This is a genomic window from Trinickia caryophylli, assembly GCF_034424545.1.
Classification (GTDB): Bacteria; Pseudomonadota; Gammaproteobacteria; order Burkholderiales; family Burkholderiaceae; genus Trinickia; species Trinickia caryophylli.
The window spans coordinates 64,304-78,409 of record NZ_CP139970.1 but is presented as its reverse complement, the minus strand read 5'-3'; the positions used below and the strand labels follow the sequence as shown (position 1 = coordinate 78,409).

Here is a 14,106-nt window from a genome sequence, read left to right as displayed (position 1 = left end):
ACAGGCCGCCTTACCAGCACGTTTCATTTGTAAGCACATATCTCCGCGCGCGCTGGTGCAACACAGCGGTGGTAAAAATACTGCCGCGTGAAGACGCGCGCCCGACCGGCCGTGTCGGGCGTTTCCCACACGTCACGTCATAAGGAGCTTCAATGAAAAAGACACTCGTCGTCCTTGCCTGCGCACTCGCGGCCAACGGCGTGTTCGCTCAGGCTTCAGCCCCTGCCTCGTCGGCAGCCGCCGTCTCGCCGGCGGCGCGGCACGAGGCGCGCGTGGAGGAGCGGATCGCCTATCTGCACAAGCAACTCAAGATCACGCCCGAACAAGAAACGCAATGGAAGGCGTTTGCCGACGCAATGCGCGAAGACGGCGACACGATGGGCAAACTCTACGCGCAGCGCGTCAAAGGCGTCGAAAGCGAATCGGCGCTCGACAACATGCGCAGCTATGCCGAGCTGACGCAAGCCCATGCGGACGGCGCGAAAAAGCTCGTCGCAGCATTCGAGCCGCTTTACGGGAGCTTCTCCGCGCAGCAAAAGCAACTGGCCGACACGACGTTTCGCGAGCGCATGGGCGGCCCGCGGCATCGCATCCCGCATTCGAAAATGCCGAAGCCGGCCCAGCAGCCGTAACGAACCGAGCCGCCGCAGCGCCCGGCAGCGCGGGTCCTGCGTGCCGGGCCATTTCAGGCTAAGCTCATGCGTTTTCCGCGCACGAGCCCAGCCTCAGCCATGATTGAATTGAAAGACGTCGACCTGCGCCAGGACCCTGCTGCCGGCCGCTATGTAAAAGACGAAACCGTCGAGGTCGAATTCGCGGCGCGAGCCGGCGAATTGATGAGTCTCGAAGGGCCGAATCGATACGGCCCGGGCGACGCCCTCGTCACTGGCACGGCCGGCGCGCGCTGGGTCGTCCATCGCGATCGCTTCGACGCGAAGTATCTGCCTGCCTCGCCCGGGCTTGCTCACGGCAAGGCGGGGCGCTACCGGAACCGGCCCGTCGTCGTCCTGGCCAAGCGAATGGACGCGGCGTTCTCGATCGCCCGCGCAACCGGCGGCGACGTCCTGCGCGGCGACGCCGGCGACTGGGTCATGCAATATGCCCCTGGCGACCACGGTGTCGTGCAGGCACAGCGCTTCGCAGCCGTCTACAAACAAGCGGATTGATTCCGCGCGCCCCCGCGTTGCCTGCGGCCCCGCGCTGCTGCCCGGCTCCGCGGCTCAGGCGAATTCGTCGCCAAGCTCGATCGTCGCCTCGCGCGGGACGGTTTCGCCATTGGCGTACCGCTCCTCGAGCGAGCCGAGTTCGGCTTCGACGAACGCACGCAGCACCGCGAAGCTGCGCGCCCGGCCACGCGGCGGCATCGCCCGATAGCGCGCATAGGCGGCGGGCGTGAAGCGCACCGTCAGTACCATGCGGCGGGCCGTCGACCCAAAACGCATGGCAATCCATTGCACGACGAGTTCGGTCGCACTGTCGTCCTGTGTCCGTCCGGCGAACGACGTCTGCTCGGGAAAAAGGTCGCTGATGACGCGTGCCAGCGTCTCCAGCTCGGCGTCCGCGAACTCGTATCGATACGCTTCCATGTGGGGGATGATCCTGCGTGCGGCAATCGGTGCGTTCGATCCTGTTGAAACGGCTTGCGCGCGGCATCGAACGTTCGGGCTCGCGCGCGCTCGCCGCTATTGTGCACGCCGCGTAGAGTTTCGCACAACGAGTTCGCCCGGCAGGATCGCTGCGCGCGCCGGCGCGGTCGCGCCTTCGATACGCTCGTGCAGGAACTCCACGGCGCGGTAGCCGATTGCATAGGTAGGCTGCCGGATCGTCGTCACGCCGACGAGCTCGGCCCATTCAGGATCGTCGATCGCCATGAGGGCGACCCGACGCTGCCAGTCGTCGCCGTAGCGCGTATGGAAGTGAAGCGCGAGCGATAGGCCCGCGAGTCCATTCGCCGCAAAATAAGCGATGCGTTCCCCATTGCGGGCCGCGTCGAGGTCGGCATCGATTTCGGCGTACGTGCGTGCGACAGCCTCGGCGTCGGTCAGATCGAGAACAAAGGTTTTGCCGTCGAGCCATGCCGGCATGGCCGCCGCCTGCCTTGCCGCATCGAGCGCATTGCCGAACGCAAGCACCCGCAACCGGCGCGAGCTGACATTTTCGAACGGCTGCACGACGAAACGAATGCGCTCGAAACCCTGCTCGATCAAGTGGTGCATCCCGAGCTCGACAGCCGCTACATTGTCGAGCCCCACCATGTCGGCCTCGAGCCCGGCCACCGTGCGGTCGACGAGCACCGCGGGCGTGCCGCTGGCGCCGAGCGGGCGCAGCGTTTCCTCGTTGACGCCCATGGCGTTGACGATTACCCCCTCGACACGGTACGTCGTCATCAACTGCACGTAGCGACGCTCCATCTCGAGCTCGTTGGCGGCGTTGCACACGAGAGGCATCAGACCGAGCGCGTGACAGGCCGCCTCCACGCCACGCAGCACCTCGACGGTATAAGGATTCGTGAGATCGGCAACGAGCATGCCGATGAGGCGATTGCGCCCGCGCTTCAACCCGCGCGCCATCTGATTCGGTCGATAGTCCAGGCGTGCAATGGCGGCCTCGATGCGCGCCCGCAACTCGGCGGAGAGCACATTGGTCTCACCGTTCAGATAGCGCGACACGCTCGTCTTCCCCGTTCCTGCTTCGCGCGCCACATCACTGATGGTCGCGCGGCGAGGGAGTCTCGCCGGATTGACGCTCATGGCGCCCCCTCGGTGCGCCCGCGCTTCATCGATATTGTTTGATTCAACGGATATCTCCTCGTGGGAAACGGTGCCGCAATCAGCCGAAGCATAGAAAAAAGCGCGCCTTGGCGCGCTTCCCGACTCATACGGTGGCGGCATCATAGCGCAGCCGGGCGAGCGACACCACCCGCCTGCCCACTTTTGCGGCCTACTCGATCTGGCAGGTGCGGCAGCTCACGCGCCTTGCCGCGCAAGCACTTCGGGGTTGGCGACATTGCGCACGAGGCGCCCCGCCAGCGCATCGAGCAGGTTGTCGGCCGCGCATCGCGCCATCGCATGGCGCGTCTCGTGCGTCGCGGAGCCGATGTGCGGCAACGCGACGACGTTTCGCATACGAAGCAGGGGCGAGTCTGGGCTCACCGGCTCGTGCTCGAAAACGTCGAGACCGGCGCCCGCTATCGTGCCCTCCTCGAGCGCCGCGACGAGCGCCGCTTCATCCACGACGGCGCCACGCGACGCATTGATGAGGATCGCGCCACGCTTCATCTTGCGCAGTTGGTCGCAGCCGATCAAATGCCGCGTCTCGGGCGTCAGCGGCGTTTGCAGGCAGACGAAATCGGCCTTCGCGAGCAGATCGTCGAGTTCGACCCGGCGGGCGCCATAGGCCTGCTCGGCCGCCTCGTTGGGCCGCCGGTTCGCATAGAGCACGCGCATGTTGAAACCGAGCGCGGCCCGGCGCGCCACGGCCGCGCCGATGCGCCCGAGTCCCACGATGCCGATCGTCTTGCCCTGCACTTCGACGCCGTACTGCGGCGCGCCGACGCTGCCGCGCCATTGCCCCGCCCTCACCCACTCGGCAAGCTCGACAATACGTCTTGCCGTTGCGAGCACGAGGGCGAAAACGGTATCGGCCGTCGATTCGGTCAGCACGTCCGGCGTATGCGCAAGCACGACGCCGCGCCATGTCAGGTCTCGCACGTCGAAGTGGTCGATGCCGACTGAAATCGTCGACAGCACCTTCAGCCTCGGCGCGCCGTCGAGCATCGCCGGCGTAATCGTCACGCTCGCGCCGATCGCACCGTCCGCGTGCGCGAGCGCACGACCGAGCGCGGCACAAAACGCATCGCGCGAATCGAACGCGGCGGGCTCCAGCACGTCCAGTTCGGCATGCTCGGCAAGTCCCGCAAGCACGTCGGAAGGCAAGGTCTTGTAGACGACGATTCGGTGCTTCATCGATTCATTTTCCAGGCGAATGAGCGAAGGTGGCGGCGCCGGCCGGCTGCGCCTTGACGGATAGCGTGAGCACGACTGCGGCGACGAGCGCGGCGCTCATGAAGGCGTACGACGCGGCTGGGGATCCCGTCGCGCCATTCAGATAGCCGACGAAATACGAGCCGACGAACGAACCGAGTGCGCCCATGCTGTTGATGAGCGCCATCGCGCCGCCAGCCACGTTCTTTGGCAACAGCTCGGGCACGATGGCGAAAAACGGCCCGTACGGCGCGTACATCGCCGCGCCGGCGATCACGAGCAGACCATATGAGAGCCAAAAATGCGTGCCGGCGAGCCCGTACGACGCGGCGAACGCCGCGGCGCCGACGAGCAGGCAGGGCCAGACGAACGCCTTGCGCACGCGCAGCTTGTCCGACGCCCACGAAACCGCCAGCATCGCGATCGTCGCCATCAGGTACGGCAAAGCGGAAAGCCAGCCGGTCGCCACCATGCCGAGGGCCGAGCCGTTTTTCAAGATGGACGGCAGCCAGAGTACGAAGCCATACACGCCGATGCTCCAGCAAAAGTACTGCGCACAGAGCTTGATGACGGCAGGCGAGCGAAACGCCTCGCCATAATTGCGCACAGGCTTGAGGGCGGCCTGCTCGGCCGCGAGCGCACCTTCGATGTCGCGCTTTTGCGCGTCGGAGAGCCAGTTCACCTCGCGCGGCCTGTCGCGCGCGAGCATCCACCACGCGCCCGCCCAGACAACCGCGGGCAAACCTTCGGCAACGAACATCTCGCGCCAGCCGAACGAGTGAACCAGATAGCCCGAAACGACCGACATCCAGAGCACCGTCACCGGGTTGCCGAGGATCAGAAACGTGTTGGCGCGCGAGCGTTCCGCTTTCGTGAACCAGTTGCTGATGAAAATCAGCATGGCCGGCATGACAGCGGCCTCGACTACACCGAGCGCGAAGCGGATCGCGACGAGCGCGGGCACGCTCGAGACGACGCCCGTCAGCGCCGCGCAGCCGCCCCATAGAATCAGGCTCACGAAGACGAGCTTGCGTACGCTGCGGCGCTCCGCATAGATCGCTCCGGGAATCTGGAAAAAGAAATAACCAAGGAAGAAGAGCGCGCCGATCAACGAGGAAAGCCCCGCGCTCACGCCGAGATCCTTGTTGATGCCCGCCGCCGATGCGAAGCCATAGTTGGCCCGGTCCAGATAGGCGAGGCTGTAGGTAATGAACACGACCGGCATGATCGCCCACCAGCGGCGCGGGGCAAGGGTTGGCTGCATAGTGTCTCCTCCGTCGTTCAAGGGAAATCAGGCGGGCGCGGCCGCCCGCTCTATCCGGTCCAGTTCGTCGCGCGTAGGAAAGCCTTCGGAATCGCCGATCACCTGCACGGCAAGTGCCCCGATCCGATTGCCGCGCGCGACAGCATCGGAAAGGTCCCGTCCTTCGAGCAGCGCACTGATGACGCCGACGGCGAATCCGTCGCCCGCGCCCACCGTATCGACGACCTTGGCAACGGGCTGCGCCGCGACGTAACCGGTGCTCTGCGCTGTCCGGTAATAGGCGCCACGGGCGCCGAGCTTCACTACGACGCCACGCGCGCCCGCATCGAGATAGTAGGCGGCGATGTCCTCGGGCGCCTCGAAACCGGTCAGCACCGCGCCCTCTTCGAGCCCCGGCAGTACCCAATGGGCCAGCGCGGCGAGACTGTTCAGCGTCGTCACCATCTCCTCGCGCGAGGGCCAAAGCGTCGGGCGGAGGTTCGGATCGAAGGAGATTGTCTTGCCGGCCGCGCGCATTTCCCGCGCGAGGTGAAAGGCCAGCTCGCGGGAACTGAGCGAGATCGCGGGTGCGACCCCCGTCAGGTGCAGATGCCGGGCCGCGAGCGCGTAATCCGCCGCGTAGTCTTCGGTCGACAGGTGACTCGCTGCCGAGCCTTTCCGAAAGTACTCGATGCCGGGGTCGCGCCCATCGTCCTGCTTCGCTTTCAGTTGGAAACCGGTGGGATAACGCTTGTCGATATTCACATGCTGCGCGTCGATGCCCTCCTTGGCCAAGGTATCGAGCACATAGCGGCCGAACGAGTCGTCGCCCACGCGGCTCATCCAGCCCACGTTGAAGCGTAGCCGTGCAAGGCCGATCGCCACGTTGAGGTCGGCACCGGCAATGCGCTTCGTGAACCGACCGACCTGCGAGAGCGGCCCAGGCTCGTCGGCGACGAAAAGCGCCATCGCTTCGCCGTAGGTAAGAACATCGAGTGAGAAAGCCATTGAGTGCTCCATTCGTTATTTATGCGTTGCGGCTAGACGTGCGCGAGCCATGCGACACGGCGCCTTGCGTCACCGGAAAGATCCACGCTGTCGAAGGGGAATTCGATCCCCCGCGGCACCGCGTGCGGCAACGATCGGAAAATTTCAGCGAAGCGCCCGTCCTCGGGTGCCGGTGCGACCGGGTAGCGGCGCGTGCCGCTGCCACGCACCGCCTTGCAATGGATGTACTCGACATGGCGGCCAAGCATGCGCGCGGCATCGACCGGCGCCGTGCCCGTCCAATGCCAGTTGCCGATGTCGAAAGTCATGCCGGCCAGGGGTGCCGCGCCTTCGCCGGCGAGCGCCTCGAACCAGGCGCAAAACCGGCGCGGCGTGCCGTCCTCGGGGCGCTGCCCGTTCTCGACGAGCAACCGAGCCCGTGCGCCGGCGATCGTGGCCGTAAGAGTCGGCACCGCGGCCCTGCCCGTGAACGCACCGAGTTGCATCTTCAGAAAGCGTGCCCCCAGTGCATCGGCGGCAGCTTGCGCTTCGGCCAGCGCGGCGGCGTCGAGGTTGCCGACTTCGTCGTAAAGCCCAGCCGGCGTCGAGTAGACGCACCAGAGCCCGCGCCCCCCGATCTCGCTGCCCAGCCGCGCGAGCGATGCGAGCGATGCCTGTGCGTCGTCGCGGAACAACTCGCGACGCACCTCGAAGCCCGATGCGCCCGCCTCGGCTGCAACGTCGAGCCACCGCTCATGTCCGTCGCGTCTCACCGCCTCCGCGCCAAACGCACTCGCAACGATTACGACTTCTGTCATCGCCCTGCCCGCTCCTTTGTCCGTCTTCATCTCCGGGTCCCGGATTGTCAACGATGGAACCGGTTCCATTTGTCTATTTAAAAAAAGAGCCGCAACTCATGCGTGCATGATGGCGCCGCAACAGCGTACCGCGCCATAGAGGAAACCCCTAGCCTTGGGGCATGCCGGCCGGGTTCAGGCACATTTGCAGAAAGGAGGCCGCAGCGCGCGACGGCGCGCCCTCGTGCGGCACCATGACCGTGAATCGGCGTATCAGTGGCCGCGGTGCGATCGAAATGCGCTGCAATGCGCCGTCCTCATGCCGCATGGCCATCCGGGACACGAATCCCACGCCCATACCCGCGCGGACCGCTTCCTTCACGCCTTCCACGCCGGCCACGACCAGCGCGACATCCATGTCGACCCCGGCCCCTTCGAAGGCTTGCTCGACGAACTGACGCACGCCTGAGCCGTCCTCGCGCAAAACGAACGCAAAGGCGCCGAGTTCGGCGAACGTGGCGCCGCCGGGCCTGCCTGCGAGCGGATGATCGCGTGGAACGATGGCAACGATTTCGTCCTCGTGCGCCGGGTGAAGGCCCGTGCCAGGAGGCAGATCGGCAGGCGGCGGCCCCTCGATGATGGCGATGTCGAGTTCGCCGAGGGCCGCCACGATATCCGCCGTATTGCCGCCTGCCGTCCGAACGGTGACCGCTGGATAACGCTGACGGAACGCCGCGATCAGGTAGGGCAGCAGATAGCTGGCGGGTGTGGTGCTGGCGCCCACGCGCAGCGTTCCCTGTGCCAATCCGCGCAGGGCATCTCTATAGGCGTGTGCCTGCCGGTAGGTCTCCCGCAGACGCGACGCGTAGGCGGCCAGTTGCTTGCCGCTCGGCGTAAGCGCCACGCCGCGTCCGTCGCGCCGATACAGCGGCTCTCCGAACTCCTCCGCCAGCAGGCGCAGTTGCCCCGACACGGCTGGTTGCGAAAGGTGCAAGGCCGCGGCCGCACGGCTGATGTTCAGGTGCTCGGCGACTGCGGCGAACGTGATCAATTGGTCGGGTGTCATGGCGCACAACTATCAGCTTAGCCGATAGTTTAGCTCACTAATGACAATTTTTCATATGCATAGCTTCGAACTAGCATAAGCCCTGTTCGCGTTCCTTTTGAAAGGTCACTTCATGTCGCACTCTCCCGCTGTCGCTGCTCATGCGCCGTCGCCGGCCGCGCTCTCGCGTGGCCGGTTGAACGGGATCCTCTTCGTTGCACTGTTCGCCGCAGCCGTTACCCGCATCGCCTCGGTGCCGGCCATCGCGGGTCTCGGCGTGAGCCCGCTCATCGTCGGCATCGTGGGCGGCGCACTTTATGGCAATACGCTGCGCGCGGGCATGCCGGCGCCATGGAGTGCCGGCATCAACTTCTCGGCACGGCAGCTTCTGCGGCTCGCGGTCGCGTTTTTCGGTCTGCGCGTCAGCTTGCAGGAAATCGCCCAGGTCGGGCCGGCGGGGCTTGCCGTCTCGGTCCTCGTCGTCGTGACGACGCTTGCGGTCGGAATGTGGGTGGGCACGAAGATATTCAAGCTCGATCGCGACACCGCGATGCTCACGGCGGCTGGAAGCGCGATCTGCGGCGCGGCAGCCGTTCTCGCGTTCGAGTCGACGTTGCGCTCGAAGCCCGAAAAAAGCGCCGTCGCGGTCGGCAGCGTCGTGCTCTTCGGCACGCTTTCGATGTTTCTCTATCCGTTCGCCTATCACGCCGGCTGGCTGCGGCTCGACACGCTCGGCGTCGGTCTCTTTTTCGGCGGCACCATCCACGAGGTGGCCCAGGTGGTCGGCGCGGCCAGCAACGTCGGCGCCGAGGCCACGCACGTCGCCACGATCGTCAAAATGACGCGCGTCATGCTGCTCGTCCCCGTATTACTCGTCGTGGGTGCATGGCTCGCCCGCAGCGCGGCGCCCACCGGAGCGAGCGGACATGCACCGCGCAAGCTCGCCGTACCGTGGTTCGCGCTCGGTTTTCTCGGCTGCGTGCTCGTCAACTCCCTGCATGTACTGCCCACCGAAGCAACCACGACGATCAACGCGCTCGACACGTTCGTGCTGACGATGGCGATGACAGCGCTCGGCATCGAAACGCACATCTCGCAGGTGCGCAAGGCAGGACCGCGCGCGCTCGCCACGGGCCTCGTGCTCTACGTCTGGCTGAGCATCGGCGGGCTCGCGATCACATGGGGCGTCGAACGCCTTTTCGGCTGAGCGCTGAACGAATGCGCGAAGCGAGGGATCATAGACAGGCGGCGCTCACGCGCCGCTTTCGCATGCTTCGCATTCCATTCGCTTCGGAGGGAAGATCGATGGCTTACGAACTCTATTACTGGAACGGCCTGCAGGGCCGCGGCGAATTCGTGCGGCTCGCGCTGGAAGAGGCGCAGGCGCCGTACGTCGACGTGGCGCGCGTTCACGCGGACGGTCTCGGCGAAAGCGCCATGCTCGCGATCATGAACAGCAGGAGCGAGCCGCACCTCCCGTTCGCCCCGCCGTTTCTCAAGGACGGCCAGCTCATCGTGCCGCAAACCGCCAACATTCTGCTGTATCTCGGGCAAAAGCTCGCGCTGGCGCCCGACAATGATCTGCGCTATGTCGTGCACGGGCTGCAATTGACGATCGCCGACGTCGTCACCGAAGTCCACGACACGCATCACCCCATTGCGAGCGGCCTGTTTTACGAAGACCAGAAGGACGCCGCGAAAGCACGCGCGTCCGACTTTCTCGAGCACCGCCTCCCCACGTTCATGCGCTACTTCGAGCGCGTGCTGGCGCAAAACCCGCAAGGCGACGCACACCTCGTCGGCAATACGCTGACCTATGTCGACCTTTCTGCGTTCCAGTTGATCGAAGGCCTCTATTACGCATTTCCGCGTGCGATGAAACGATTCGCCACGCGCTATCCGCGGCTCACCGCGCTGCGCGAAGCCGTCGCGGCCCGACCGAACATCGCGGCGTATCTCGCATCGGAGCGGCGGCTGCCCTTCAACGAGACCGGCATCTTCCGTCACTATCCGGAACTCGACCAGTCCACGTGACGAACGGAACGGCGAACACATCAACCCCAACCCACGGGAACCGGCGGCTGCGCGCCGCAAACGTGCCTGTGCGCGAAGCCTCGATGCTATCCTTGCGCACACATTCAGACTGCCGACGCTCCCGTGCTTTCGTTCCTTCTTCGCCTGCGTACCCGCGCCCAGCGCGTCTTCCGCCTCTCGGAAGCCCATACGATGCTGCTATGGGCCGTCGTCACGGGCGTGCTCGGGGCATTCGCCACGGTTGCGTTTCGGCGCTGCATCGAGTTCTTCCAGTGGATCTTCACCGGCCATGCCGGCAGTTTCGTCGAGATGGCGCGGCAATTGCCCTGGAGCGTGCGCATCTGGCTGCCGGCTCTGGGCGGCCTGATCGCCGGCGCGCTGCTGCTCGTGGCCGAGCGCCGTGCCGACAAGCGCTCGAACACCGACTATATGGAAGCGATCGCCATCGGCGACGGCGTGGTGCCCGTCTGGCAAAGCGCATGGCGCTCGGTGTCGTCGCTTTTCACGATCGGCTTCGGCGGATCGATCGGCCGCGAGGGGCCCATGGTCCAGCTCGCCGCGCTGGCCGGCTCGGTCATCGGCCGGCTCGTGCATTTCGATCCGCCGCGGCTGAGGCTGCTCGTGGCCTGCGGCGCCGCGGCGGGCATCACGTCGGCTTACAACGCACCGATCGCCGGGGCGTTTTTCGTGACCGAGATCGTGCTCGGCTCGATCGCGATGGACCATTTCGGCCCTGTGGTAGTCGCCTCGGTCGTCGCCAACATCACGATGCGCGAGTTCGCCGGGTACCGGCCGCCGTACGAAATGCCCGAATTCCCAGCGATTGCCGGGCTCGAGATTCTGCTTTTCGTTGCCCTTGGCCTGCTCTGCGGAGCCGCCGCGCCGCAGTTCCTGCGCATCATCGAGCTCGCGCGGCGGCATTTCAAGCAGTTGCCCTTGCCGCTGCCGCTGCGCCTCGCGGCGGGTGGGCTGATCGTGGGCATCGTCTCCGTGCGGGTGCCGGAGGTATGGGGCAACGGCTATAGCGTCGTCAACTCGATTCTCCACTCGCCATGGACTTGGCAGGCACTCGTCGTCGTGCTGCTCGCCAAGCTCGTCGCCACGGCGGCGACAGTCGGCTCGGGGGCCGTCGGCGGTGTATTCACTCCAACGCTCTTTGTTGGCGCGACGCTCGGCTCGCTGATCGGCCTCGCCGCGCACGCCCTCTGGCCGCACGGTACGTCGGGCGCGTTCGCCTACGCGATGGTCGGCATGGGTGCCTTCCTTGCGGGCGCCACGCAGGCGCCGCTGATGGCCATCCTCATGATCTTCGAGATGACGCTCAGCTATCAGGTGGTTCTGCCGCTGATGCTGTCGTGTGTCGTCGCCTACTTCGTCGCGCGCGCGATCGGCAAGACCTCGATGTACGAAATCACGCTGCGCCGCCTCGCGGACGAGGAAGAGCGCATGCGCCTGCGCGCCACACAGATGCGCGAGCTCATCAAGCCGGCCAACACGATCGTGCCGCTCAACGCGCCCGTGCAGGAAATGACGCGCCTCTTCCTCGAATACCCGGTGAAGTACCTGTACGTCACCGACGAGAGCGGCCGTTTTTGCGGCGTCGTCGCGCTGAAGGACATCACGTCCGATCTGCTCGACAAGCGCGACACCTCGTCGCGCACTGCGGCGGACTATCTCCAGCCCGAGTTCGCCACGCTCACGCCGGACATGCCGATCAGCGTCGCGCTGCAGCACTTCCTGGTGTTTCAGGGCGAACGGCTGCCGGTCATCGCGAGCGTTCGCGAGCCGAAGCTCGTGGGGGCCGTCTACAAGACCGCGCTGCTCGATGCCTACCGTCGGATGAATCCCGCAGTGTAGGCGTTCGCGTCCGAACGCACGTCCCGGCCGATGGCAAAGCCCGGCAATTTTTCTACAATGAAACGAGGCTGCGAGGCCTCGCCGGCCGGCCGTCAAGAAACGGCAGGCGAAGCGTGCTCCCGGCCGATTCGTTGATTCGTCGATTCGTCGAATTCGGAGCGAAGATGAGCGAACCGTCCCTCGATGCCGTGCGCCGTGACCACGCGGGTTGGATTTTCGTCCACATCGAAGGCGAGCCGTACGACCGCGGGGAGCAGCACGGCAAGCTGCTGGCAACCGAGATCCAGAACGCGATCCGCACCGCCAGGTATCTGGCGCGCTGGGACACGGGCGAGGAGTTCGAAACGTTCACGCGCGCCGCGCTCGAGCAGTTCTCCCGGCAGCTCGACACCGAGTTCGCGGACGAGATCCAGGGCATTGCCGACGGCGCGAAAGTCCCGTTCGCCGAGGTACTGGCATGGAACGGATATATGGACCTCCTGCAAAGCTGGTGGCCGACGCAGGTTGCCGCGCGCGACCCACGGCTCGGCGGCAAGCTGTGGCGAGGCCGGCGCGGACATCACTGCAGCGCGTTCATCGCAACCGGCAGCGCCACCCGGGGTGGGCGCATCGTCATGGCCCACAACTCGTGGGATCGCTACGCGGCGGGCGATGCGTTCAATGTGGTATTCGACATCGTGCCCGACACCGGCCACCGGATCCTGATGCAAGGTCTGCCGGGTTGCATTTCGAGCCTCACGGACTTCTGGCTGACCTCGGCTGGACTGATGGTGACGGAGACGACGATCTCGAACTTCGCCGGCTATCAGCCATCCGGCGCGCCGGAGTTCTACCGCTCGCGCAGGGCGACGCAATATGCCAATTCGATCGGGGAATGGTGCGAAATGTTCGCGCGAAGCAACAACGGCGGCTACGCCAACAGTTGGCTGCTTGGCGACGCGAAGACGGGTGAAATCGCGCGCTATGAGCTGGGGCTCCATTACTCCGGCTTCGAAAGCACAAAAGACGGTTTTTACAGCGGCTACAACACGGCAACAGACCTGAAGATCCGCAACCAGGAATGCGCGGACGAGGGCGAAGACTACACCGACGTACGCAAGAACGGTGCGCGCCGCCTTCGCTTCATGCAGCTCGAGCAGATGCATCGCGGCAAGATCGACGTCGAACTCGCGAAGGAAATGATCGCCGACCATCACGACGTCTATCTCGATCGGGCCGACAACCCCTGCTCGCGCACGATCTGCGGGCACCTGGAACTCGACGATGCCCGTTTCGGCGGCTCCGATCTCGGGCCATTCAATCCGTGGGGCGCGAACGACGGCAAGGTCGTCGACAGCGAGATGGCGCGCGAGCTCGCGTTCTGGGCACGTTGGGGGCATCCGTGCGGGCGCCCGTTCGACGCGCAGGCATTCATGAAACGCCATCCGCAGTGGAATTGGCTCAACGGTTACATGCGCGATCGGCCATCGTGGCCGTGGACGCGCTTCGAGGTGCTGCGCTAGCGCCCCGCTGCCGCAGGCATGCGTTATGCATCGTCTTGCCTGCCACGTTGGCCGACGGTTTTCGGTCTGGCGCGGATTCGAGAAGGAGGTCGGGCAATGAAAGTCTCGACACTAACGGCCATAGCACTGCTCGCCGCATCGCCATTCGCCCCGTCCAACCATACCACGGCGCTCGACGGGCTGGTCGGCCGCGCCGCCTTCAACGCGGCGCCTGTAGCCGCGCCGGTCCCGGGCGCGCCCGCTGGTGTAAGCGCCGAGCACGAGCATTGGATGCGTATCGAACTGCCGAAGGCACACGGACTCGCCGGCCGCTTCACGGCTCGCGCGCCGCGGGCCAAGACATGACGACACGTGACGACACCCGCGCGCGGCGCCCATCGACACAAGAACTGGAACTCAGACCATGACGACATCCGAAATCCCCGGCGAGCCGATCGACCTTCAGATTGCCGACGTCCTGCGGGCAGTCGATTACCCCGCGAACAAGGACGAGATCGTGCGCGTCGCTCGCGACGCCGGCGCGAGCAATGAACTGCTGGCGATCCTCGACGGATTGCCGGAGCAGGATTACGCGGATGCCGCATCCGCCGGCCGGTTGATCAGCGCCAATTACGGGCCGGGGGTTTCGTCCTGAGCGCCGCACGGCCCGACCTGCGGC

15 protein-coding genes are annotated in these 14,106 nt (G+C 65.6%); 8 read left to right on the top strand and 7 right to left on the bottom strand.

The annotated features are described in order from the left end of the window. The first annotated feature begins 152 nt into the window (after positions 1-152). Both U0034_RS00340 and U0034_RS00335 read left to right on the top strand, forming a co-directional pair. Positions 153-632: a Spy/CpxP family protein refolding chaperone gene (locus U0034_RS00340; protein ID WP_085229250.1), complete on the top strand. Its 480-nt coding sequence runs from the start codon at positions 153-155 to the stop codon at positions 630-632. Between the two features lie 99 nt (positions 633-731). Next, positions 732-1,166: a PGDYG domain-containing protein gene (locus U0034_RS00335; protein ID WP_085229249.1), complete on the top strand. Its 435-nt coding sequence runs from the start codon at positions 732-734 to the stop codon at positions 1,164-1,166. A gap of 54 nt (positions 1,167-1,220) precedes the next feature. On the opposite strand, the gene U0034_RS00330 is transcribed toward U0034_RS00335, so the two are convergent. The 7 genes from U0034_RS00330 to U0034_RS00300 all read right to left on the bottom strand — a co-directional run bounded on the left by U0034_RS00330 (position 1,221) and on the right by U0034_RS00300 (position 8,076). Further along, positions 1,221-1,586: a DUF3022 domain-containing protein gene (locus U0034_RS00330; protein WP_085229248.1), complete on the bottom strand. Its 366-nt coding sequence runs from the start codon at positions 1,584-1,586 to the stop codon at positions 1,221-1,223. A 96-nt stretch (positions 1,587-1,682) separates the two neighbouring features. Further along, on the bottom strand, positions 1,683-2,750 hold the full coding sequence (locus U0034_RS00325; RefSeq protein WP_085229247.1) for a LacI family DNA-binding transcriptional regulator: 1,068 nt from the start codon (positions 2,748-2,750) through the stop codon (positions 1,683-1,685). Positions 2,751-2,966: 216 nt separating this feature from the next. Continuing rightward, positions 2,967-3,965, bottom strand: coding sequence for a 2-hydroxyacid dehydrogenase (locus U0034_RS00320; RefSeq protein ID WP_085229246.1), 999 nt, complete (start codon positions 3,963-3,965; stop codon positions 2,967-2,969). 4 nt (positions 3,966-3,969) lie between these two features. Next, complete coding sequence (locus U0034_RS00315) at positions 3,970-5,247, bottom strand: MFS transporter (RefSeq protein WP_085229245.1); 1,278 nt, start codon at positions 5,245-5,247, stop codon at positions 3,970-3,972. A 27-nt stretch (positions 5,248-5,274) separates the two neighbouring features. Next, positions 5,275-6,234 carry a sugar kinase gene (locus U0034_RS00310; protein ID WP_233211953.1) on the bottom strand — a complete coding sequence of 320 codons (960 nt, stop codon included), beginning with the start codon at positions 6,232-6,234 and terminating at the stop codon, positions 5,275-5,277. Between the two features lie 32 nt (positions 6,235-6,266). Continuing rightward, entirely contained in the window at positions 6,267-7,031 is a 765-nt protein-coding gene (locus U0034_RS00305) for a TIM barrel protein (protein WP_085229276.1), read from the bottom strand. 148 nt (positions 7,032-7,179) lie between these two features. Continuing rightward, positions 7,180-8,076, bottom strand: coding sequence for a LysR family transcriptional regulator (locus U0034_RS00300; protein ID WP_085229243.1), 897 nt, complete (start codon positions 8,074-8,076; stop codon positions 7,180-7,182). A 112-nt stretch (positions 8,077-8,188) separates the two neighbouring features. Here U0034_RS00300 and U0034_RS00295 point away from each other — a divergent pair, with 112 nt between their 5' ends. The 6 genes from U0034_RS00295 to U0034_RS00270 all read left to right on the top strand — a co-directional run bounded on the left by U0034_RS00295 (position 8,189) and on the right by U0034_RS00270 (position 14,082). Beyond that, complete coding sequence (locus U0034_RS00295; protein WP_085229242.1) at positions 8,189-9,262, top strand: YeiH family protein; 1,074 nt, start codon at positions 8,189-8,191, stop codon at positions 9,260-9,262. A gap of 98 nt (positions 9,263-9,360) precedes the next feature. Next, a complete protein-coding gene (locus U0034_RS00290) occupies positions 9,361-10,089 on the top strand; it encodes a glutathione S-transferase (protein ID WP_085229275.1) in 729 nt (242 codons plus the stop codon). Positions 10,090-10,212: 123 nt separating this feature from the next. Continuing rightward, entirely contained in the window at positions 10,213-11,946 is a 1,734-nt protein-coding gene (locus tag U0034_RS00285) for a ClcB-like voltage-gated chloride channel protein (RefSeq protein ID WP_085229241.1), read from the top strand. Positions 11,947-12,110: 164 nt separating this feature from the next. After that, positions 12,111-13,448, top strand: a complete 1,338-nt coding sequence (locus U0034_RS00280) for a C45 family autoproteolytic acyltransferase/hydolase (RefSeq protein ID WP_085229274.1) — start codon at positions 12,111-12,113, stop codon at positions 13,446-13,448. A gap of 96 nt (positions 13,449-13,544) precedes the next feature. Beyond that, positions 13,545-13,793 carry a hypothetical protein gene (locus U0034_RS00275; RefSeq protein ID WP_085229240.1) on the top strand — a complete coding sequence of 83 codons (249 nt, stop codon included), beginning with the start codon at positions 13,545-13,547 and terminating at the stop codon, positions 13,791-13,793. A gap of 58 nt (positions 13,794-13,851) precedes the next feature. Further along, on the top strand, positions 13,852-14,082 hold the full coding sequence (locus U0034_RS00270; protein ID WP_085229239.1) for a DUF2795 domain-containing protein: 231 nt from the start codon (positions 13,852-13,854) through the stop codon (positions 14,080-14,082). Positions 14,083-14,106: the final 24 nt, after the last annotated feature.